This is a genomic window from Streptomyces sp. NPDC030245 (genome assembly GCF_055572995.1).
In genome coordinates this window covers 179,084-200,698 of the sequence record NZ_JBVICF010000014.1, presented here as the reverse complement: position 1 = coordinate 200,698, position 21,615 = coordinate 179,084, and the positions used below count along the sequence as shown (strand labels likewise).

General features: G+C 68.1%; 15 protein-coding genes, 1 tRNA gene, 1 other RNA gene and 3 pseudogenes. 7 read left to right on the top strand and 13 right to left on the bottom strand.

Annotated elements, in window-relative coordinates:
* Positions 1–323 precede the first annotated feature (323 nt).
* From purD to ffs, 3 genes are all read right to left on the bottom strand, one after another.
* Complete coding sequence (gene purD, locus ACZ4Z4_RS32605; RefSeq protein WP_468335417.1) at positions 324–1,577, bottom strand: phosphoribosylamine--glycine ligase; 1,254 nt, start codon at positions 1,575–1,577, stop codon at positions 324–326.
* A gap of 249 nt (positions 1,578–1,826) precedes the next feature.
* Entirely contained in the window at positions 1,827–4,109 is a 2,283-nt protein-coding gene (locus ACZ4Z4_RS32600) for a DNA polymerase III subunit gamma and tau (RefSeq protein ID WP_468335414.1), read from the bottom strand.
* A 44-nt stretch (positions 4,110–4,153) separates the two neighbouring features.
* Positions 4,154–4,252: signal recognition particle sRNA small type (ffs, locus tag ACZ4Z4_RS32595), an RNA gene on the bottom strand.
* A gap of 120 nt (positions 4,253–4,372) precedes the next feature.
* Between ffs and ACZ4Z4_RS32590 the strand changes: the two genes are divergently transcribed.
* Positions 4,373–4,460 (top strand) — tRNA-Ser (locus tag ACZ4Z4_RS32590).
* Between the two features lie 62 nt (positions 4,461–4,522).
* Here the strand turns inward: ACZ4Z4_RS32590 and ACZ4Z4_RS32585 are convergent.
* A pseudogene (locus ACZ4Z4_RS32585) lies at positions 4,523–5,518 on the bottom strand (tyrosine-type recombinase/integrase); the annotation flags it as partial.
* 7 nt (positions 5,519–5,525) lie between these two features.
* Here ACZ4Z4_RS32585 and ACZ4Z4_RS32580 point away from each other — a divergent pair.
* Positions 5,526–5,702, top strand: a complete 177-nt coding sequence (locus ACZ4Z4_RS32580; RefSeq protein ID WP_468335411.1) for a hypothetical protein — start codon at positions 5,526–5,528, stop codon at positions 5,700–5,702.
* 150 nt (positions 5,703–5,852) lie between these two features.
* On the opposite strand, the gene darG is transcribed toward ACZ4Z4_RS32580, so the two are convergent.
* Together darG and darT are read right to left on the bottom strand one after the other, a co-directional pair.
* Positions 5,853–6,947, bottom strand: coding sequence for a type II toxin-antitoxin system antitoxin DNA ADP-ribosyl glycohydrolase DarG (gene darG, locus ACZ4Z4_RS32575; RefSeq protein ID WP_468335409.1), 1,095 nt, complete (start codon positions 6,945–6,947; stop codon positions 5,853–5,855).
* An 11-nt stretch (positions 6,948–6,958) separates the two neighbouring features.
* A pseudogene (darT, locus tag ACZ4Z4_RS32570) lies at positions 6,959–7,639 on the bottom strand (type II toxin-antitoxin system toxin DNA ADP-ribosyl transferase DarT).
* A gap of 168 nt (positions 7,640–7,807) precedes the next feature.
* On the opposite strand from darT, the gene ACZ4Z4_RS32565 reads away from it, so the two are divergent.
* The 5 genes and pseudogenes from ACZ4Z4_RS32565 to ACZ4Z4_RS32545 all read left to right on the top strand — a co-directional run bounded on the left by ACZ4Z4_RS32565 (position 7,808) and on the right by ACZ4Z4_RS32545 (position 15,462).
* Positions 7,808–8,431: a hypothetical protein gene (locus ACZ4Z4_RS32565; RefSeq protein ID WP_468335406.1), complete on the top strand. Its 624-nt coding sequence runs from the start codon at positions 7,808–7,810 to the stop codon at positions 8,429–8,431.
* A 533-nt stretch (positions 8,432–8,964) separates the two neighbouring features.
* A complete protein-coding gene (locus tag ACZ4Z4_RS32560) occupies positions 8,965–9,591 on the top strand; it encodes a hypothetical protein (protein ID WP_468335403.1) in 627 nt (208 codons plus the stop codon).
* A pseudogene (locus ACZ4Z4_RS32555) lies at positions 9,579–10,644 on the top strand (hypothetical protein). Before ACZ4Z4_RS32560 ends, ACZ4Z4_RS32555 begins: the two are co-directional and overlap by 13 nt.
* Before the next feature lie 65 nt (positions 10,645–10,709).
* A complete protein-coding gene (locus ACZ4Z4_RS32550) occupies positions 10,710–11,021 on the top strand; it encodes a hypothetical protein (protein ID WP_468335400.1) in 312 nt (103 codons plus the stop codon).
* A gap of 7 nt (positions 11,022–11,028) precedes the next feature.
* Complete coding sequence (locus tag ACZ4Z4_RS32545) at positions 11,029–15,462, top strand: DUF6531 domain-containing protein (protein ID WP_468335397.1); 4,434 nt, start codon at positions 11,029–11,031, stop codon at positions 15,460–15,462.
* Positions 15,463–15,965: 503 nt separating this feature from the next.
* On the opposite strand, the gene ACZ4Z4_RS32540 is transcribed toward ACZ4Z4_RS32545, so the two are convergent.
* From ACZ4Z4_RS32540 to ACZ4Z4_RS32510, 7 genes are all read right to left on the bottom strand, one after another.
* Positions 15,966–16,220 carry a hypothetical protein gene (locus ACZ4Z4_RS32540; protein WP_468335394.1) on the bottom strand — a complete coding sequence of 85 codons (255 nt, stop codon included), beginning with the start codon at positions 16,218–16,220 and terminating at the stop codon, positions 15,966–15,968.
* Positions 16,207–16,446 carry a hypothetical protein gene (locus ACZ4Z4_RS32535; RefSeq protein ID WP_468335391.1) on the bottom strand — a complete coding sequence of 80 codons (240 nt, stop codon included), beginning with the start codon at positions 16,444–16,446 and terminating at the stop codon, positions 16,207–16,209. The genes ACZ4Z4_RS32540 and ACZ4Z4_RS32535 overlap by 14 nt, the downstream gene beginning before the upstream one ends.
* A gap of 80 nt (positions 16,447–16,526) precedes the next feature.
* Positions 16,527–17,381, bottom strand: coding sequence for a peptidoglycan-binding protein (locus ACZ4Z4_RS32530; RefSeq protein ID WP_468335388.1), 855 nt, complete (start codon positions 17,379–17,381; stop codon positions 16,527–16,529).
* A 17-nt stretch (positions 17,382–17,398) separates the two neighbouring features.
* Entirely contained in the window at positions 17,399–18,034 is a 636-nt protein-coding gene (locus ACZ4Z4_RS32525; protein WP_468335385.1) for a hypothetical protein, read from the bottom strand.
* 67 nt (positions 18,035–18,101) lie between these two features.
* Positions 18,102–18,362 (bottom strand): hypothetical protein, encoded by a 261-nt coding sequence (locus tag ACZ4Z4_RS32520; RefSeq protein ID WP_468335382.1) that lies wholly within the window; start codon positions 18,360–18,362, stop codon positions 18,102–18,104.
* A complete protein-coding gene (locus tag ACZ4Z4_RS32515) occupies positions 18,359–20,740 on the bottom strand; it encodes a hypothetical protein (RefSeq protein ID WP_468335379.1) in 2,382 nt (793 codons plus the stop codon). The genes ACZ4Z4_RS32520 and ACZ4Z4_RS32515 overlap by 4 nt, the downstream gene beginning before the upstream one ends.
* The gene (locus ACZ4Z4_RS32510) at positions 20,727–21,545 is read right to left on the bottom strand and encodes a hypothetical protein (protein ID WP_468335377.1); all 819 of its coding nucleotides are present in this window, start codon (positions 21,543–21,545) and stop codon (positions 20,727–20,729) included. Before ACZ4Z4_RS32510 ends, ACZ4Z4_RS32515 begins: the two co-directional genes overlap by 14 nt.
* Positions 21,546–21,615 lie beyond the last annotated feature (70 nt).

Sequence of the window (21,615 nt, the reverse complement as noted above, 5' to 3'; positions counted from 1 at the left end):
AACGGCGTTCGTGTAGCTCACTCCCCCACTGTGGCACCCGCCACCGACATCGCAATGCCGGTGGTCTGTTTGGCTCTGGGCGCCTTGAACGCTTTCGCCGCACCCTAGTTGGGGCGCCCGCCATCGTCAGCCGGATGGGCCACCGGTCACTCGATGGAATGGCTTTGGCTAAAGCTGGCTGCTGAGAAGGCCCCGGATCCAGTGTCAGATCCGGGGCCTTGGGTCGGCGGGAGTGGCCGAAAGCCACGCGTGGGAGTAGGGGGGCGTTTCGGCAGCACGCTCGGGAGCGGGGGCGCTCGGGAGCGGGTGTCACTGGGGGCGGGTCACGCCTCCGCGGCCGCCTTCGCCGCGATGTCCGTGCGGTGCTGGGAGCCGTCGAGGCGGATGCGGGACAGCGCCGCGTACGCGCGCTCCCGCGCCTCGGTGAGGTCGGTGCCCGTCGCCGTCACGGACAGCACGCGGCCGCCCGCGCTGACGACCGCGCCGCCGTCGTGCTTCGTCCCCGCGTGCAGGACGTACGCGTCCGGGGCGTCTTCTGCCGCGACCTCGTCCAGGCCCTCGATGGGGTCGCCCGTGCGCGGCGTGCCGGGGTAGTTGTGGGAGGCGACGACCACGGTGACCGCGGCGTCGTCGCTCCAGCGCAGCGGGGGCAGGTCGGCGAGGTTGCCGGTCGCGGCGGCCATCAGGAGACCGGCGAGCGGAGTCCTGAGGCGGGCGAGGACGACCTGCGTCTCGGGGTCGCCGAAACGGGCGTTGAACTCGATGACGCGCACGCCGCGGCTCGTGATCGCCAGGCCCGCGTACAGCAGCCCCGAGAACGGGGTGCCGCGGCGCCGCAGCTCGTCCACGGTCGGCTGGAGCACGCTGCTCATGACCTCGTCGACCAGCTTCGGGTCGGCCCACGGCAGGGGCGAGTACGCGCCCATGCCGCCGGTGTTCGGGCCCTCGTCGCCGTCGAGCGCCCGCTTGAAGTCCTGGGCGGGCTGGAGCGGGACGACGGTCTCGCCGTCGGTGACCGCGAAGAGGGAGACCTCGGGGCCGTCCAGGAACTCCTCGATGACGACGCGGTCGCAGGCGAGGGCGTGCGCGCGGGCCGCCTCGACGTCGTCCGTGACGACGACGCCCTTGCCGGCGGCGAGTCCGTCGTCCTTGACGACGTACGGGGCTCCGAAGGCCGCGAGGGCCTCGTCGACCTCCGCCGGGGTCGTGCAGACGTACGACCGGGCGGTCGGGACGCTTGCGCCCGCCATCACGTCCTTGGCGAACGCCTTGGAGCCCTCCAGGCGCGCGGCCTCCTTGGAGGGCCCGAAGCAGGGGATGCCCGCCGCGCGCACGGCGTCGGCGACGCCCGCGACGAGGGGGGCCTCCGGGCCGACGACGACGAGCGCCGCGTCCAGCTCCTGGGCGAGGGACGCCACGGCGGCGCCGTCGAGGGCGTCGACCCGGTGCAGCTCGGCCACGTCTGCGATGCCGGCGTTGCCGGGGGCGCAGTGCAGCTCGGAGACGGCGGGGTCGAGGGACAGAGAGCGGCACAGGGCGTGTTCGCGGGCACCACTGCCGATGACGAGGACCTTCACGGTGGTCAGCCTAGCTGGGTGGGTGGGGCGGCCTTGTACGGGCCGCCCATTGGGGGCCGCGGGGGCTTTTGTACGTTTCTCTAGCCCGGGGAGCGGTGAGGTGCCGTTGGCCGGGGTGCCGCCTGTTCGGGTGCGGGTTCGTTCCGGACTGGCCCGCCGCTTCGCGGCGGATGCCTCCCGCCCACCCACCCGTTTGCCCTACGCCGTCCGGCGGGGGTAGGGGCCCTCGCGTCTCCCGCGTCCCTCGCGCTACTCGTTCGGGTACTCGTCCACCACCGTCGCGCCCAGTTCCCGGACGATCAGGTCGTGGCCCGAGAGGGCCGACTCCACCAGGTCCGGGTCGTCGTCCTCGGGGATGTCGTCCTCGGGGGAGACGTGTTCCGGGGCGGGGGCGGATGCGCGGGGGGGCGGGGTCGGCTCCGGGGCGGGCGGGGGCGGTGCCTGGGGTGCCGCGGCCGGGGCCGCGGGGGGCGGGGACGGCTGCTGCGGGGGCGCGGCGGGGCGGGAGGCCATCGGGGCGCCGCCGAAGTTCCCCGCGGCGGGCGGGGGTGCGGAGCCGCCGGACGGGTCGACGATCGCCTCGACCTTCCACTCCACGCCGAACTGCTCGGACAGCGCCTGCCGCAGCACGTCCTCGCTGCCGCTGCTCGCGAAGTTGTCGCGCGCGCCCGCGTTGACGAAGCCGATCTGGAGGGTCGTCCCGTCGAACCCCGCAACCTGCGCGTTCTGGCTGAGCAGGATCCAGGTGAAGCGGCGGCGGTTCTTCACCGCCTCCAGGATGTTCGGCCACAGGGTGCGGGGGTCGGGTCCGCCGGCGGGGGGTGCGGCCGCCATGGGGGCCGGTGAGTGGGGGGCGGCGGGGGTGCTGGTTCCCGCAGGGGCCGCGGAGACCGCGGGGGTCGCGGGAGCCGCGGTCGGCCAGCCGCCCGGCCGGGATGCCGGTGCCTGGGCGGGAGCTGCGGCCGCCGGGCCGCTGCCGGGTGCCGATGCCGTCGGCCAGCCCCCGGGACGCCGCTCGGTGGCGGCGGGGGCGGGGGCGGCAGGGGTCGGCGGGGCCGGAGGAGCGGACGCCTGTGGCGGCGCGGGGGCGGCGTGGGAGGGCTGGGGGGCCTGGGGCGGCTGCGCGGGCTGGGCACCCGCGTCGGGAGCCGAAACGGAACCGCCGCCCTGACCCTGAGGTGCCGCTCCCGCTCCACGCACCGCCGCGCGCGCGGCTGCCGGGCCACCGCCCGGAGGAACGGGCGGCCCCGGCGGGACGGGCGCGGGTCCGCCCACGGGCATGGCCACCCCGGGCTGCTGCACGCCCGCGTGAGCCTCGGGCCCGGGGACGTAACCCATGGCGGGGCCGGGGCCCTGGCCGCCCGCGACGAAGTTCCCGCCGCGCTCCAGGCGCTCCAGGCGGGCCATCATCGAGCGCTCGTCGTCATAGGCAGCGGGGAGCAGCACGCGGGCGCAGATCAGTTCCAGCTGGAGCCGCGGCGAGGTGGCGCCGCGCATCTCCGTGAGGCCTTCGTTGACGATGTCGGCGGCGCGGCTGAGCTCGGCGCCGCCGAAGACGCCGGCCTGCGCCTGCATGCGCTCGACGACGTCGGCCGGTGCGTCGATCAGCCCCTTCTCGGCGGCGTCCGGCACGGCGGCGAGGATCACGAGGTCCCGCAGCCGCTCCAGGAGGTCGGCGACGAAGCGCCGCGGGTCGTTGCCGCCCTCGATGACGCGGTCGACGACCTCGAAGGCCGCCGCACCGTCCCCGGAGGCGAAGGCCTCGACGACGGAGTCGAGCAGCGAGCCGTCCGTGTAGCCGAGGAGGGAGGTCGCCATGGCGTATGTCACACCGTCGTCGGCGGCGCTGGCGAGGAGCTGGTCCATGACGGACATGGAGTCGCGCACGGAGCCGGCGCCGGCCCGCACGACCAGCGGGAAGACACCGTCCTCGACGGTCATCTCCTCGCGCCCGCAGACCTCGGCGAGATAGTCCCGGAGCGTGCCGGGGGGCACGAGACGGAACGGGTAGTGGTGGGTGCGCGACCGGATGGTGCCGATGACCTTCTCGGGCTCCGTCGTCGCGAAGATGAACTTGAGGTGCTCCGGGGGCTCCTCGACCACCTTCAGGAGGGCGTTGAAACCCGCCGAGGTGACCATGTGGGCCTCGTCGATGATGTAGATCTTGTACCGGCTGGACGCGGGGCCGAAGAAGGCCTTCTCGCGCAGGTCACGGGCGTCGTCCACGCCTCCGTGGGACGCGGCGTCGATCTCGATGACGTCGATCGATCCCGGGCCGTTCCTCGCCAGGTCGCGGCAGGACTGGCACTCGCCGCAGGGCGTGGGAGTGGGACCTTGCTCACAGTTCAGGCAGCGGGCCAGGATGCGCGCGCTCGTCGTCTTGCCGCAGCCGCGCGGGCCACTGAACAGGTACGCGTGATTGACCCGGTTGTTCCGCAGCGCCTGCTGCAGCGGGTCTGTCACATGCTCCTGCCCGATGACCTCGGCGAAAGACTCCGGGCGATAACGGCGGTACAACGCGAGAGACGACACGCATACGAGGTTATAGGCGACCACTGACAACCCGGACCGCCCCAACGCAAAGCGCCCCTCACGCACCCGCCAGAGCCGACCTACCCTTGCTGCCTTCCGGCCCTGGGGGAGTTCAGTCAGATAGCGCCACGTGAGGGGCTGACGCCCACCCTAGCGGATCCGGGGCCGCGGAGGCGACGCCGGGAGCCACCCTTCCGACCTCGGGAAGCCGCCGAGTGGATCGTGTTCGCGAGCACTGCCCAACGTCTTGTATTGTTTGCGGCGGAGGATTCGCCTAGTGGCCTAGGGCGCACGCTTGGAAAGCGTGTTGGGGGCAACCCCTCACGAGTTCGAATCTCGTATCCTCCGCCAGTGCCTCACCGGGCACGATGTCGAAGGGCCCCCTGGAAACAGGGGGCCCTTCGACGTTGTCCTCAGCCCTCGTTGTCCTGGTTTTTGTCCACAGCGGGTGTCTCCGGGGTTCCCCAGATGGCTTCAGCGATCTTCCGGGCGACGTCCTTCAGCATGGCGTCCGGCACATGCAGGTACCGCGCCCGCATGCTCGCGGAGGTGCCCGGCTTCCACCCCATGATCTGGTCGATGACGCGGGCCGGGACGCCGAGCAGCATAAGGACCGTGGCGGCCGTGTGCCGGGCATCGTGCAGCCGGGCGTTCCGGACCCCCGCGTCTTCCAGCAGCCGCTTCCAGTCGTGGTGGTCCGTGTTCGGGCTCAGGGGGCCACCGAGCGGCTTGGTGAACACGTAGTCCGACTCGGTCCACAGGTCGCCGACCGCCTTGCGTTCCCGCTTCTGCGTCTCGCGGTGTGCACGGAACATGGCGACCAGCGGGCCCGGCAGGGGCACGGCGCGGCGGCCCGCCCGCGACTTGGTGTTCTTGGTCTCACGTCGTACCTGCACCTTGGCCGGGCAGTACCCAGCCTTACGGCCGCACGGCGAGGCTTCCGGGCACCCGTGCTCGTACCGGGGGCGCAGACGGTTGCGGCGCAGCTTCAGGTACTCGTTGACCAGGTCGACATCAGACCAGCGCAGACCGAGGGTCTCACCCTGCCGCAGTCCGAGCGCGAGAGCGAGCATCCAGCGAGCGCTGTTCCGGCGCTTGTTGGCTTCAAGCAACAGGCACTGAACCTCTTCCACGGAGTAGGGCTCTACCTCGGATTCGTCCTCCTCCATCCGTGGCGGCTTCGCCAGTGCGGCAGCATTCTTCGCTGCGTAGCCACGCCGTACCGCCTCCCCCAGCGTGGTTCGGGCGGTGCGGTGGGCCTGGCGAGCGGTACCAGCCTTGCGCTCCCCGTTCGCCTGCATACGGCGGTACAGGCTTTCCAGGTGCTCGGGCTGCAAGCGGTCAAGGCGGTGCTTGCCGACACCGGGCACCAGGTGCACGCGAACGGCCACCTCGTAACCGTCGTACGTCCGGCCGGTGGATGGCGTAGAGCGCACGTCGAGCGAGTCGACGGCCGTCGAGTGGCTGACTCCCGAAGAAGTCGAGAAGTGGATGGGCGAGGTCTACGCCGTGGGCGTGCTGGACGCCCTGGACTCCACGATCAGGCCCCACGTACGCGCCCACGACGGTCACCGTCTGCTCGCATCCACCTGAGCAAGGGGCTGACGGCGGCGTGGTTGCAACGCCCTAGCTATCGAGCAGGACGTGTGAATGGCGTTAATGCACCTATGAACGGGCATGCACGCAGGGCATCACCAGCCGACCTGACAGACCACCCCAGGAAGCGAAGCTTCTCTGGATCAATCACGCAGGTACGACGTCGCTGCGCTTTGACTGCAATCGCTGCCACGCCACTGCAATGTGCCGATCCGTGAAGATCTCTGCTTTACGTCGACTCCACTGCTGCAGAGAGGCGATGACCTCACCCTGTGGCGCATCTACGCCGAGTTCCTGCATGACCCAATGTGTCGTGGAAAGCAGTTCAAGGCCATACGGAGAGGCAAAGCCGTCGATTAGTTCGAGAACCTTGTTGACCGCCTCTCGAAGATCGGCGTCGCTATTCTCTTGCAACCAAGATTCCGCAGCACCCTGCGCCTCAGCCGTAAGTTTGATCGGCTGGAAGTCAAGTACACGCTGAGTGCGGTCGCCGTACCCCCGAACTAGGTGACCCTCCATGCGCTGAAGTTGATGATTAAGATTCTCGGCGTAGGGGCCGTACCGCGCCTTCTCATAGTTGAGGCGCATCGGCATTCCCGCTGCATTCTGAAGTAGGTACATCAGTTTTTGCAGTTCGAGGAGCGAGGCTCCATCTGACGCTTCAATACGTTCAGACTTCGCCTGCTCGACATAGCCGTTCAGCAAGGAAACCACTGCCGCCCGGCCTCGCGTCATATTCGGTGCACTTGTATGTACCGGCATCGAAGCTGGCGCTGGAGCGCCCGCCGGAGGGAACAGCAACACCTTAACAGAAGGAAGGGGCTCAAAGGCTGCGTAGATCAGCGGGCGCACTTCGTCCCAGTCGAGTCCACCATTCCCACACCCCAACGCTGGCACAGCAACGGATTCGATATTGTGCTTTTTCACTACGTCAACCAAAGCAGTGAGGCCAGCCTGGATATCCTCGATGCGGGACTTTCCTCGCCAGTGACGCTTCGTAGGAAAATTGAGTACGTAGCGGCGGAGACCGAGATGATGTGCGTCATAAACGAAGATCTCGCCGACCTTCACTTCGCCTAGATCGCAGGCTCGCTTGTACTGCTTGAAGTTCTCAGGGAAGGCCTGCTTGATCTGCAGGGCAATCCCTTTCCCCATTACGCCAACAGTATTCACGGTGTTGACGATGGCTTCCACGTCTGCCTCAAGCAAATTGCCTTGCGATTCCTGGATCACCGTCTTCACCCCTCCACTTCCTAGTAGTACCACTGAGGATACACCATTATTGGAATAGACGCACCATTTTCGGCGAGAATAACTTGAACTTCAGATGCACGACGCTCGTTTTGTGTAACGATCAACGATATGAGGCCTACTGGAAAGAACCCATGCACCAAGTATTCAGCTTGCCGTCGACTCGCCCGGTTGGGGTCTTCTGGGATGTCGTTCCACCACTTCTGTGTCATCAGTGGCCAGTCGATCAGCTTTTCACAAAGCTCGGCATCGTCTGCGTGGAAGTCCACAAATGTGGCACCGGCGTTTCCCTCACTGAATACAGCGGGAAGCCCTGCATTCCTTACCGCCACCAAGCTAGACGTCAAATAGATAACCGGCTCTTACCCCTCGCGATAAGTCGGAACATTCCCGACGTGGATCGATCGAAGCATCGGGGAACGGCAACCGAAATAGAAAGGCACATAGTCCGCCGGCGTGCCGCCGGGCCCACAGTTGACGGCCGTGGTACGACGGCGCTGCTTGATTCCCGCCATCCCGATATCGGTGTCAGTGATTCCACCCACGACGGCTGCATTGTCACTAAACAATCCACCGCGTTGAATGATGCCGCGTAGATTTCGGATGTGCGTGATGTGATAGATCGGCCTATTTGGTACCGGGTTCTGCACTGCCGCGACTCCTTTGGCCCAACTGACCGCCATGGGGTGCATGCAGTCTACTACGCGCAGTGCGCCTTGAGTCACAATCTGCGACAAGGTCCCTGAGCGGGAGCACCGGATGCGCTCTGAACTGCAGCGGGGCCGATAACCGCAACCACGGTACCTGGCGTCTGTACCCTAAGCCCGGTTCATTCAAAGGAGGAGGGATGTGTGTCTGAGGCAACCCCGGAGGGGTTCACGTTCGATGGGGAAACGCATGAATGGAAGATGGGGAGGATGCCTGTAACGGAGGAAGATTGGGTCACAGAATACCGACTGCGAGTGAAGAGCGATGAAAGCTCCTTACGCTTGTGGGGTAGTCAGCGCAACGAAATAGATAGCTTGACGCAGCAAGTAGCAGATCTAACGGCAAAGAATCGGCAGCTCGAAGTCGATCAAAAGCAGCCTGTCTTTCATCTCGGTAAACGCCCCGAGACACCCGACGAGATCGATGCAGAGGTTCGACTTCGGGAGATCGAACGACACTGTGAAGTAGAGCTCGCAGACAGGAAGCACCGGGCAGATCTCGCCTTCGATCAATCCGGACTTATTCGGCGCGCAGAGAACGTTCGCGGATGGGCGCTAGTCGCCGTGGTCTTTGCGATCATCGCCTCCCCCTGGGTTGCCATGATCGCTGGAGTCGCAGCGAAGGACTTCAGTCTTTACGTCACTCCAGTCACGGGGATTGCTGGAGCCATCATCGGTTACTGGTTCGGTCAAGGACAGCAGAACGAACTGCGTCCTCCGACTATCGTCAATTCTCCGACTCTTCCACCCCGCTCAGGCACACAGTAGCAAGGCGGCCAGGGGCCCTTGACTCGCGTAGCGAGCTGGTGCGCGATCGTGCCAGCACCGCTCGTTGTCCTGGTATTTGTCCAGCGCGCCGACGGCCGCCACCGTTCACTGCCGTACGCGCACCCCGTCCTACCTGCGCCGTGAACCCCTACGGACGGCCCCGTACGGCCACGCGGACAGTTGGAAAGCGTTTGGGGGCAACCCCTCACGAGTTCGAATCTCGTATCCTCCGCACTCGCCCGCAAGGGCAGACGAAGGCCCCGACCGGTTCACCGGTCGGGGCCTTCGTCGTTGTGTCACCCCAGTTCTGGCCTCCGTCGCGCAAGGCACGCATCAGGACGGCTCGGGCCTCACGCAGCGGCGGATCCCGTCCACCCGTAGGCGAAAGAAGGCGCCATCAGCAGGTACGCCCGGTACGTCTCAGCCACAGCCCGACCCGCTCTCACCGTCACCAGTCGGTCACGGATAGCGTTGCTTCGCTCGAGTTGACCCTCACCTCACCGGAGACAACACTGAACCGCTCGACCCGGCGTGTGGCGGCCGCGCTCACAGCCTCCGCCGCCCTGCTGCTGACCGCCTGCGGCGGATCGGACGACAGCAAGGACAACGACAGGATCGCCGGCGCTGACGCGGGCAGCGAGAAGCCGGCATCCCCCTCCGCATCGGCGGATGCCATCGACCGGCCGGAGATCAAACTGCCTTCTGACGTGAAGCTCACCTTCACTCCAGAACGCACGGGGGATCCCGTCAAGGACGCCGTCCTGCGGGACAACGCGGACATGATTCGTGCGCTCAACATGGCCATCGTGGCTGGAGATCCCCAGCTGTCCGCTCTGGAGTTCTACACCGAGGGCGAGGGTGCCGTGGCCGCCCGGGACTGGGCGAAGTCGTTCAAGGACGCAGGCTGGACCGTCACCGGGACGGTGCGCTACTTCGACCGAAATGTGAAGGTCAAGTCCAAGGACAGCGCAGTGATCGGATACTGCGCCGATGAGAGCAAGGGCTTCACCAGAAACATCAAGACGGACGAGATCAAGCGGACGAAGGTGACGAAGAACAGCTACGTCGCCTACAGCGCTCAGCTCAGGAAGAACAAGCAGGGTGTCTGGGAACTCATGAAGGTGGCGTCCACTCGCGGCGCGACGGGCTGCCAGCCGTGAGTCGGTCCCTCCGCACCGCCGCGATCACGGTCGTAGCGGGAGCGACCTGGCTGTGCGCGGCGCCTGCCGCCGTCGCAGACCAGACACCTCCCGGAGGAGGCTCGTTCGGTGGCGGGCCGGGAGGCGACGCCAGCGTCTCCGGCGAAGCCAGCGGTCCCACCCTCTCGGCGTCGGCCAAGGGGATCGTCTACGACTTCTCGAAGAACGGAAAGGGAAGCTCCGCCGGTCCCGTCACATCGTCTTCCGCAACGTGGACTCCTCCGGCCTGCTACTACGCTCCCAAGTACACCCCGAAGTCCCTTGAGGCGTACATGCGGTACCAGTGGATGGGCACATCGACCACCGAAGAGTGGGACAAGAAGACGCAGGGCCGGTACGTCGACAAGAACGGCGACTCCGACAAGGACTTCAACAAGGACAAAGCCGACAAGGGGGCTTGGTGGGGTGCCTTCGTAACCGAAGGGCGAGAGGCCGACCCCGCGGCGCAGGACTGCGACAAGATTCCCTTCTGGGTCGACAAGGGGGACCCGCCTCCCGCTGACGCTCCGCAGGCCGTCACCCCGGAGATCCTCGCGCAGCTCGCCTACTCCCAGATTCGTGTTCCCGGTACGAAGGTTGATTTGAAGCCGCAGAACAAGTCGACGGTAAATCTGCCGACGTGGGCGTGGCTCGAGGGGACGGAGTTCAAGCCAGTGTCAGTCACCGCTTCCGTTCCCGGGTTCGGGATCGAAGCAACGAGCACGGCCGAGCCCGCCGCGCTCAAGATTGAACCGGGGACACCAGACGCTGAAGTGCACCCGGCCTCCGGACAGTGTCCGGTCGAGGATGGCCGCATCGGGGTGCTATCGCAAGGGCAATAGTGGCGACACCCCTCCGTGCGGCGTGACGTACTTGCGGGCGTCCGGCGACGACGCCTATCAGCTCAAGGCCACCGTCACCTGGAAGATACATTGGACGGGGACCGGGGTCGGGGGCGAACAGAGGTTGCCCGATGGCGTGTTCGGCGCTGAACGGGACGTCGTCGTGCAAGAGATCCAGTCCATCAATCGCTGACCGAGACCGTCGGCCGGCCGGCGCACCATGCTCAGAACTATTTCGACCCGCGGGGGCGGACACGTATGTCGGACCTGAAAAAGGACGCGGAATCGCTGCACAAGGCGGCCTCCGCGCTGGCCAAGGCGGAGGACCACACCCGCAAGCCACTGCATGACTTCAAGGCCGCCTCCCACGATCTGTCCGCGTTCGGGGTGCTGGGCGCACTGATGAGCGCCAAGGACGACATCCAGGACGGCATGGACACCATCGCCAAGCTCACCAAGGACCTGCACAAGGAGTGGGAGGCCGAGGCGAAGTTCATGGATGACGTCTCCGACGCCTTCGACCTGCTGGATGTCCTGTTGTCCGCCGCGGCTCGCGCCAAGAAGGGCTGAGCCGTACATGGGCTTCGACATCATCCCCGGCGACGCCGAGTTCGAAATTGACGCCGGGGACCTCAACCCGCTGCACTGGATCAACAAGGCCAACCACGCCTTCGGCAGCACCCTGGCCAGCGGGCTGGAGTTCCTGGGCATCACCGACCCGGCCGTCGACCCCGACGGCATCCGCGAGATAGCCAAGCAGTGGCGGGCCCTGGCAAAGGGCCTGGATGCCGCCGCCCGCGACGCCGAGACGGCGCTCACGGGCCTGGAGTGGGAAGGCAAGGCCGCCAAGGCTTTGCACAAGCGGGCCAAGACCGCCCGCACGCAGGCCACCGAGATGGCCGACTCGCTGCGCAAGGGTGCCAAGGCGCTGGACGACTTCGCCGACGAGGCGCACGACCTGCTGACCGAGATCGGTGTGATCCTCGCCGAGATCGCCGAGTTCGAGATCGCGGGCCTGGCCCTGTCGGTGCTGACCGGTGGCCTGTCCGCGATCGCGGGAAGCCTCGCGGCCGGGGCGCGGGCTGCGAAGGTCGTGGCGTTGATCGCCAGGATCGAGAAGTCCGGGAGCCGTATGGCCCGGGTCATCCGTACCGTGATGGAGGCCATCCGCGGCCTGGAGCGGGCACTGAAGGCCCTCGGGGAGATCAAGACGATCGCCAAGGCCGGCAAACTCGCCGGTGAGGGCATGAAGTTCGCCGCCTTCGACGCGTTGTTGCAGGATCCGGGGACGTTCAAGGATCCGGACAAACTCGCGGAGACCCTGGCCCTGGGAGCCGCTTTCGGAGTCGGTGCGGGCGGTCTGGGCAAGGTCATCGGCAAGGGCCTGGGTAAGCTCAAGCCCGGCGAACTCGCCAAACTCGGCAAGACGTTGGGGCTCGACGGCACGGGGCTGTCCCGGCTCAAGCTGCGACCCTCGGAGTGGGAGAAACTGCCCGCCTCCATCCGGGCCGCGCTCAAGAAGTGCGACCTGGACCCGATCGATGTCGCCACCGGTGACATGCTGCTGCCCCAGACCGACGTGCAGCTACCGGGCGCTCTCTCCCTCGTGCTGGAGCGCACGCACCTGTCGTCGTACCGGTGGGGCGGCTGGTTCGGTCCCACCTGGGCCTCGACCCTCGACCAGCGTCTCCAGGTCGATGAGGACGGGGTCACCTACGCCGCGCCCGACGGCGCCCGTCTGGCCTACCCTCTCCCCACCCTCGACTCCGAAGCCTCAGTCCACCCCGAGGCGGGTCCACGTCTTCCCCTGACCTGGGATACCGAGACAGCCGGGGCCTTGCGCATCACCGACCCGGACTCCGGATACGCGTACATCTTCCACAGCCCGCAGCCCACGGAGGACAGCGACGCGGTCGACCTGCCCCTACAGGCCATCGTGGACCGCAACGACCAGCGGATCACCATCCTTTACGGCGACGACGGCACCCCCACCGCGGTGACTCATTCCGGTGGCTACCGCATCGCCATCGAGCGCCACGCCGACCTGCCCCGAATCTCGGCCCTCCGGCTCGTCGACCCGGGGCAGCCGGGGACGGCCGGGACGCTACTCACCGCTTATGACTACAACGACGACGGGCACCTCTCCGAGGTCACCAATTCGTCAGGGCTGCCTCTGAGGTTTACCTACGACGAGGCGGGGCGCATCACCTCGTGGACCGACCGCAACGGGACTGTCTACCGGTACACCTACGACGACCTGGGCCGGGTCGTCCGCACCGAAGGCAGTGGCGGTTTCCTGTCCGGCACCCTCGCCTACGACGACGAAACGCGCACGACTCTCGTCACCAACGGCCTCGGCCGCACGACCCGCTACCAGCACAACGAGGCGTACCGCCTTGTCCGGCAAACCGACCCACTCGGACATGTCACCCGCCAGGAGTGGGATGCCGACCACCGCCTCATCGCGGTCACGGATCCACTCGGCCGCACGACGCGCTACATCCACGACGAACACGGCCGGGTGGCGACCGCGATACGGCCGGACGGCCGGGAAGCCCGGGCGGAATACAACGCACTCGGCCTGCCGATATCAATCACCGAGCCAGACGGCGGTGTGTGGCAGCAGGCGTACGACGAGCGGGGCAACCGGATCTCCGTCACTGATCCCGCCGGAGCCACGACGCGTTACCGCTACAACGGATCGGGCCACCTCGTCGCGGTCACCGACGCGTTGGACCACACCATCAAGGTTCGCTGCGACGCGGCGGGACTGCCCGTCAAGGTCACCGATCCGCTCGGCGCCGTCACCTCGTACGAGCGCGACAGCTTCGGCAACCCCGTCAGCATCACCGACCCGCTGAAGCACGTAACCCGCCTGGAATGGACGGTGGAGGGCAAGCTCGCCCGTCGGACATACGCGGACGGGTCAAGCGAGTCCTGGGCATACGACGGTGAGGGCAACTGCACTCGTCACACCGACCCGACGGGGTCGGTCAGCCGCTTCGAGTACACGCACTTCGACCAGCTCGCCGCGCGTACCGCACCTGACGGCGTCAGATACGAGTTCACGCACGACGCAGAGTTGCACCTCACCGGTATCACCAACTCCCAGGGTGCTACGTGGTCTTACGCCTTCGACCCGGCGGGCCGCCTGGTCTCCGAGACGGACTTCGACGGTCGAACCGTCACCTATACCCACGACGCTGCTGGTCAGCTCGTCGCCCGTACCACCGCCTCCGGGCAGCGGATCCGCTTCGAACGCGACATTCTCGGCCGCACCGTGACCAAGGACGTCGAGGGCTGCGTCACCACGTACGCCTATGACGACGCGGGTCGTCTGACCAGGGCCGTAAACGGCGACACCGTCCTGAGTCTGCGGCACGACGCCGCCGGACGCCTGCTCTCCGAGACGGTCGACGAGCGCACCACGTCCTACACCTACGACTTGCTGGGACGCCGCACCGGCCGCACCACACCCACCGGCGCGGCCACCACCTACACCTATGACGCAGCCGGGCACCGGACCCAGCTGACCGCCTCCGGCCGCACCCTGACCTTCGACCACGACCGAACGGGCCGTGAACTGTCCCGCCGCGTCGGTGAGACCCTTACCATCACCAGCTCCTTCGATCCCCTCGGCCGCCTTTCGGGCCAGACGGTGACGGGGCCGGTTCCGCGCGGGGTGATCCAGCAGCTGGACTACCGCTACCGCGCCGACGGCAATCTCGTCGCCGTCAACGACCGTCTCAACGGTCTCCGTCGCTTCGATCTGGACGCCGCGGGGAGGGTCACCGCAGTCCGCGCCGACCAGTGGTCCGAGACCTACGCCTACGACGCCGCCGGCAACCAGACCGAGGCTGCCTGGCCTTCTGCTCACTCCGGTCAGGATGCCACCGGCAGCCGCTCATACTCCGGTACCCGCATCACAAGGGCCGGCCAGGTCCGCTACGAACATGACAACGCCGGACGCGTCACCCTGCGCCAGAAGCCCCGTCTGTCCCGCAAGCCGGACAACTGGCACTACACCTGGGACGCCGAGGACCGTCTCACCCAGGTCGTCACACCTGACGGCGCGATCTGGCGCTACCGCTACGACCCGCTCGGCCGACGCATTTCCAAGTCACGGATGGCCCACGACGGCACGACCGTGGCCGAACACACGGACTTCACCTGGGACGGCACCAGCCTGTGTGAACAGACCACTGTCAGTGGGGAGTTGCCCAACCCGCTGACGCTGACCTGGGACCACGACGGGCTTCGTGCCCTCACCCAAACCGAACGCATCACAGCGGCTACCGCACCACAAAGCGAGATCGACTCCCGCTTCTACGCGATCGTCACGGACCTCACTGGCACCCCCACCGAACTCATCGACGAACAGGGCGACATCGCATGGCGTGCCCGCAGCACCCTTTGGGGCACTACAGCCTGGCCGACGGACAGCACCACCTACACACCCCTCCGCTTCCCGGGCCAATACCACGACCCGGAAACCGGTCTCCACTACAACTACTACCGCTACTACGACCCCGAAACCGCCCGATACACCACTTCCGACCCTCTCGGACTCACGCCAGCACCCAACCCCAACACCTACGTCCACAACCCGCACACCTGGACCGACCCGCTCGGTCTTTCACCGTGTCCGAACAACGTTGCACTGGGGATCCGAAAGGAAGGGTTGCGGGAATTCGCGGACAAGAATGGATTCACTCACTACCTCGATGACTGGACGGGCTTCGAAGCGCAAGTCAGGGCCGCAGCCCACAATCCTGCCGTCCGCCTGCACGTATCCATGGACGGTTTCGCCGGGGGAACGCCGGCCGAACGTTTCATGAACGCCTATAAGAGCGGAATGGGGAATAACTGGTTCGCGACCGAGCGCGAGATGTACCACGTGGGGAAGGCGGTACGGGTGGGCGACAGGGACTGGGGTAGCATTTCTTTCTACGAGGGTGGCCGGAAGATCACCGTCCCTGAACCGGCGTCATGGCCCATGCCTGGGAGCTAACTTGCACAATATTGCATCGTGGGACCGAGAGTTCCAAGTCTGGCAGTACTCTGTAAGCCATTCCGTACTGCTGCTCAGAAGCGTTCAGCCTCGCGTTTATGAGACGCGAATCGATGTCGTGTTCCCTGCAGTTGAACTCATGCATATCAGTCCCGACTTCTCGCGCCTGACGATTTCAAGACTCGATGAAGTTGAATGCGCCGACTTCTTGCGTGATCGCCACGCGAAACCTGGGCGTGGCACCCTGTTCCTGTTGAATGGCGGAGAGGGATATGTTCGCGCTGCCGACTGCCAGTGGCATGAGGACGACGGCGACCACCGCGCGCCGTCACGATTCGGGCCAATGCGAGGCACCGAATAGGGCAGGGCCCGGTATGAGCATCGTCAAGAGCTCCTGCAAATGACCGCGCAACGCCCGCCTGCTCCGCACTCGCCCGCAAGGGCAGACGAAGGCCCCGACCGCTGAGCGGTCGGGGCCTTCGTCGTTCTTCGGGCTCCCCGCGTCACCTGCCGCCCGACTGCCAGAGCGTCACCGCCAGGGCCGTGCAGGAGGTGATGGCTGCCAGGGAGGGCAGGGGCCAGCGGCTGCGTTCCAGGGTGTCCAGGCGGTCCTCGTGTTCCGAGAGGGTCTTGTCCGTCTGGTCGGCCCGTTGCAGGAGGAGGGCCAGGTCGCCGCGGGTGGTGGCGAAACCCACGTCTACGGAGCGGCGCAGTCTCTCCAGCTCCAGGGGGACGCTGCCGGTGTCAGTTCCCGTCATCGTTGGCTTCCTCCCTTCGTCCCTGCCTCCGCAGCCACGGAGGCAGCAGCGCCTCCACCGCCGGCACCGCCATCAGGCGGCTCAGGGCCGTGGCGAAGGCCACCAGGGCCGCGAGTGCAGGGACATCGGTGATGCCCGGGTCCGTCGCGAGGAGTGGCAGCGCGGCGAGGAGGGTGAAGAGGGCCTGTACGGCGGTGCGCAGGCCTCTGCGTGTGGTGTCGGTCATGGGCGTCCTCCCGGGACTCAGGGCTCAGGTCTCAGGGGTCAGGGGTCAGGACTCAGGGGTCAGGACTCAGGGGGCAGGGGTCAGGAGCGTGGGACGCGCAGGCGGTCCCAGCTGGCCCTGCCCGGGATGCCGTCCGCGTCCCCGCCCCGGTAGCCGAGCTTGTGCTGCCAGACGGCGTACGAGGCGCGGTCGGCCTCGGTCCAGACCGGGCCGGGACCGACGGCGTACCGTCCGCAGCCCTCCTTGACCAGGCGGCGCCCGACCGCCGTGCAGAGCGGGCTCTGCCGCCCGATCGTGAAGAACGCGGCACCGGGGAACGGTTCGTACGCGGTGTCGTCGTCGCCCGGTGCCTCGGAGCCGAGGCGCGTGGAGACCCGGCCGCGCATTACCGGCATCGAGAAGGTCGGGTCGATCTTCCTGCGGGTCCACTCCTTGTGGCCGATGACGCTCGCGCCCGACCAGCCGTGCGCCCGGCACAGGGCCGCGGACAGGCGCTCCACCGTGTCGAGCTGGGCGGCGGGGAAGGGGTCGCGGCCGTTGCCGAGGTTCTCGATCTCGAAGCCGTAGAAGCGGGCGTTGCCGTCCACGGCGTCGGGGCCCGGCCTGGACGGCAGCACCTTTGACCTGCGTACCGCGTCGAGCACCGCGGTCGAACCGTTGCCGGCGTGGTTGGTGCGGCCGTAGCCGACCAGGTGGAGCGTGCCGTCCTTGGTGATCAGGCCGATGCAGAGCGGGCCCGGCAGGGTGGACATGCCCCTGCGGCAGAGGGCGAGGCTGTCGGTGCCCGCGGTGTGGTGCAGCATGACGCCGTGCACCGGGCCCCAGGCGCCCTTGTGGTTGCGGTTGTGCGTCCTCCAGTTGCCGTGTTCTCTCATGCGGACGCCCTCGCCGCGCAGGGCGCGGACGAGGGCGTCGGGGGTCAGAGGTGTGGCCATGGGCCCTCCTCGGTGCGTCAGTTCATGGGGGTGATCGTGAGGAAGCGGTTGGTGAGGCCCGTCGAGGTCGTGGTGGTGCGGAAGGCGCCCGTGACGGTGTGGGCGGCGCCCGCGGTGAGGCCGGTGACCGGGTACTGGATGCTCGCCGAGACCTGGTTCGTGCCGCCGACGACGGCCGCGCGGGAGTCCGCGGCGGCGGACACGACCCGCGTGCCCTGCTTCACGGAGGCCGAGAAGTAGGACAGGCCGGCCGCGCTGTTGTTGAAGCGGGCGCCGACCGTGATGAGCGCCATGCCGGACGGCGGGGCGATGAACGAGACGGCCAGGGGGTCCGGGGCGCCGGTGAGCGTCTCGACGTACGCGGTGGAGTTCGTCGTACCGGTCAGCGTGCTGAACCAGTGCACCGGGCCGGGGACGAGCGGCGCCCACTGCTTGGCGGCGGTGAAGTGGAAGTAGCGGCCGGGGTTGTTGAGCCAGGCGACCATGCCGGGGATCGGGTCGGTGACCTTCGCGTCGCGGGCCGCGGCGTCGGCGAACCGCAGCACGGTGCGGCCGTCGACGGCCTCGGCGAGGGATTGCAGGTGGACGGGGATGTCGGCGTTGTCGGTGGGCTGCGGGTAGGGCAGGCTGCCGAGCGGGGTGAGAGCGACCATGGGTTCGGTTCCTCCTGGGAGCGGGGGCGGGCTGATCGGCGGGGGGGGTCCGTCGTTCGGGCGTGGATCAGCCGTCGAGGGGCGGCGGCAGCGTCTCGCTCGGGTCCATGCCCTCGTCGTCCGCCGCCACGAGGGGGTCGTCGATCTGGACGGGTCCTGGCGGGGGCACGTACGCGTCGGTGTCCGTCAGGGCCTCGGTGTCCGTCAGGGCCTCGGTGTCCGTCAGGGCCTCGGTGTCCGTCAGGGCCTCGGTGTCCGTCAGTGCCTCGGTGTCCGTCAGGGCCTCGGTGGGGGCCACGTCTCCCATGGGGGTCCCGGGCTCGTTCATTCCGTCGCTCCCTGGGTCGTGAGCAGCGTCCGGTAACTGATCGCCGCCGCGGTGAGCGGGGCGAGCGTCGCGTACTGAGCGGCGAGGCGTTGGTACGTCCGCTGCTTGCCGTGCGCCGGGTCGACCGGGCCGTCGGGGGTGAGGCCGTCGTCGGCGGGGACGCCGTTGTAGGCGGTGCCGCGCAGGGTGAGGGTCTGCTGCGGGGCGCTGCCGGCGGCGTGCGTGGTGCGGATGCCCACCACCCAGGCGAACGTGTCCAGTTCGGCGCCCGCGGAGTCGACGACGCGGACCACGTCGCCGAGCTGGATGCGCGGGTCGTGCAGGACCTCGACCTCGCCGAGGAGCGGCACGGGGTAGCGCCCCGCGTTGAGCATGGCGTTCGAGAGCGCGGAAGCGGCCGTGGAGGCCTGCACCCACTCGGAGGCGGGGGCGGTGTACTGCTGCTTGCCATAGTGCTGCTGGCTGGTGGTGTTCCACCGGGCGTACGAGCGCTGCTTGGGGTCGGCCGAGCGCTTGATCGGCACGATGCGCACGGAGGGCTTGCCGTCCTTGGTCACCGTCCACACGCTGGTCGTACCGCGGTTGGAGAAGCGTACGAAGTACGTCGGGCCCTCCCGCCAGCAGCTCACCGACACCTTGCCCTTGACCGCGGTGCCGCCGGTCTTCACGGTGCCGAAGCGCACCCGGTGGCCGTCGTTGACGACGCTGTCGTCGGTGATCACGAGGGGGCCGATGTCGTTCTCCTCCTCGGCCATGGCGTACTGCACGACGACGGCGGTGTTCGGTTTGATCTCGCGCACCAGGGTGTCGTCCACGTGCTCGCCGTTGGTGGCTCTGATGCCGTTCCAGTCCTGGTAGGGCTGCTCGCAGTGGTTGCGGCAGGCGTCGATCTCCTCGGTGACGGTGAGCGAGGCGATGTCCCTGCGCGTGGTGACCGTGAGGTCGGGATCGGCCGGCACCTTGGTGAACCGTGAGGGTCCGCGCCAGCGGAAGACGCCCTGTTCGTCGAATTCGGCGGTGGACATGCTGGCCCGCGCGATCTCGGTGATCACGTCCCACTGGGAGCCGGACACCTTGGGGATGTCGTAGAGCGGCAGTTCGGGGAGGTCGAGGGTGGCGCCCTTCGTCCACCAGCCGCGTGGCTCCCACGCCTCGCTCGTGAAGCTCTCGACGTCGGGCAGGAACCGGTCGGTGACCTGGAGGCACTCCACGGCCATGTCGGTGGTCAGGTCGATCCGGTTCAGCTCGGAGATCGGCTGGAACGCGGATTCGTTGGTGAAGGTGTACTTGCCGCCGACGCGGAACGAGCCGTCGGGAGCGGTGAGGCGCGGCTGCACGGTCGGGGCGACGGTCGTCCCGGTCGACCTGGTGTCCACCAGGAAACCGAGGTGCCAGATGCCGCGCAGGGAGCCCAGCTTGTCGATGCCCCAGGTGACCTTGGCCGAGCCGGCGTCCTTGGTGCCCGCCTCGATGCCGACGACGCCCGTGGCGATGTCGAAGGAGCCCTTGATGAACCCGCTCTTGGTGCCGCTCTGGTCGAAGACCGTCGAGATCTCCACCAGGTTGCCGCGTGTGTACGCCGTGTTGACCCAGCACTCCACCAGGAAGATCTTGCCGGGCATGACGAACCGCGAGCGCGGCATCCAGGAGGCGGTGAGCCCGGCGGCCTTCGGCATCAGGGCGATCTCGTGGGGCGCGCCGTCCTGGATCCAGTCGTACGTGGTGGGGCTCGGCAGGGTCTCCGGCTGGCCGTACGTCGAGTTGAAGCCGCCGTGCAGCGAGGCGTAGAGCACCGTGAAGGGGTTCTCGTCCGCTGTGTCGTCCTTGTCGACGAGCGGGGCGCGCGGCGGCGGGCAGGTGTGGATGCCGCCCTGGCGCAGGAGTTCGTCCACGCACCAGGTGGCGGTGGCGACCGGGCGTCCGTAGTAGTAGCCGTGGTACGGGCGGGGCAGCGAGGCGGGGCCGCGCAGCCGCTCGGCGCCGTCCAGGGCCTGCACGGTGACGGTGTCGCTGCCGGACGCGGCGGTGCGGGAGCGGACGGTGCCGCGGAAGGCGGGCAGGGTGCGGCCGCCCGCGCCCGCCGTGTGGACGACGGACTGTCCCGGCCGTACGACGTCGCCCGTCGCGCGGTCGGCCCAGGCGGAGTAGAGGCGCGGGGCGGGGATGTTCTCCGTGCCGCCGAGGAGGAGCTCCAGCTGGGCGGAGGCGCTGCCGGAGAAGGCGCGCATCGCTTCGGGCAGGTCGGTCGCGTAGGCCCGCTCGACCTTCCAGGACTGGACCTGGCGTCCCAGCTCCTTGCCGCCGAGGCGGGTGGAGTGGGCCGGGACCCGCTCGGGCGAGGCGAGCGCCTTGTCGAGGGCGTCGTCAGAGGGCTGCACGGCGCACCTCCACGAGATCGACGCTGATGTTGCGGTACGGCAGCGGCCGCGCCGGGACGTCGCTGTACGCGGTGACGGCCATGGCCGGGCAGCCGTCGCCGAGGGCGTGTGCGACGGGGGCGTCACCGAGGGTGAGGCAGGCGCCCGCGAGCCCGAACAGGCCGATGGCGCCGGGGCGTCCGACGGGGGTGGCGAAGGCGGCGTCGGCGGGGGCGGTCGCGGTGACGGCGGTGCCGGTGGCGTGGCTGGTGCTGAGGTACGTGCCGTCCACGGCCTTCCAGTCCAGCTGGGCGGTGGCGGTGGCCGGGTCCCAGCCGGCCGGCAGCAGCCACGAGACCTGCGTGCCCGGCACCACCGGCCACCCCGCCCACGTGCCGTGGACCCAGCCGACGGCGGCGGCCGGGTCCTGGCAGTCGGCGGTGGTGACGGCGTCGGCGTTGCGCGTGAGCGCGATGTCACCGTTCATGGTGAACCAGTGGTCCCAGCCGCCGGAGACGTCCGACTGCCCGGCCGCCTGGTAGGGGTCGAGGAGGTTGACGGAGACCGGGTCGAGCACGACGAGCGGGCCGCGGCCGGTGCCGACGCGGCGGGCGAGCCGGGCGAGGTGCTGGGCGTCGGCGGGCTCCAGCGCGTCGAAGGAGAGCTTGAGGCGGCGGACGGTGCGGGTGGGGGCGAAGGTGGTGACGCGCCCTTCGAGCGCCTTGAACTCGGTGACGTTGAGCTCGGCGGTGCGCTCCCAGCTCTTCGCCGCCTGGTGGATTTCGCGGAGCCGGCCGGGGGCTCCGATCCACAGGTTCCTGGCCATGGAGTCCTCCTGTTCTGTCGTGGGACGCTCTGTCGTGGATCGCTGTGTCGTGGTCGCTCTGTCGTGGTCG

Bases quoted from the DNA above. Each gene is read 5' to 3' on its own strand.
- ACZ4Z4_RS32530 (WP_468335388.1), bottom strand. From the start codon at position 17,381: ATGGCCACACCTCTGACCCCCGACGCCCTCGTCCGCGCCCTGCGCGGC.
- ACZ4Z4_RS32520 (WP_468335382.1), bottom strand. From the start codon at position 18,362: ATGAACGAGCCCGGGACCCCCATGGGAGACGTGGCCCCCACCGAGGCC.
- ACZ4Z4_RS32510 (WP_468335377.1), bottom strand. From the start codon at position 21,545: ATGGCCAGGAACCTGTGGATCGGAGCCCCCGGCCGGCTCCGCGAAATC.
- ACZ4Z4_RS32550 (WP_468335400.1), top strand. From the start codon at position 10,710: ATGTCGGACCTGAAAAAGGACGCGGAATCGCTGCACAAGGCGGCCTCC.
- ACZ4Z4_RS32525 (WP_468335385.1), bottom strand. From the start codon at position 18,034: ATGGTCGCTCTCACCCCGCTCGGCAGCCTGCCCTACCCGCAGCCCACC.
- ACZ4Z4_RS32535 (WP_468335391.1), bottom strand. From the start codon at position 16,446: ATGACCGACACCACACGCAGAGGCCTGCGCACCGCCGTACAGGCCCTC.
- ACZ4Z4_RS32545 (WP_468335397.1), top strand. From the start codon at position 11,029: ATGGGCTTCGACATCATCCCCGGCGACGCCGAGTTCGAAATTGACGCC.
- ACZ4Z4_RS32540 (WP_468335394.1), bottom strand. From the start codon at position 16,220: ATGACGGGAACTGACACCGGCAGCGTCCCCCTGGAGCTGGAGAGACTG.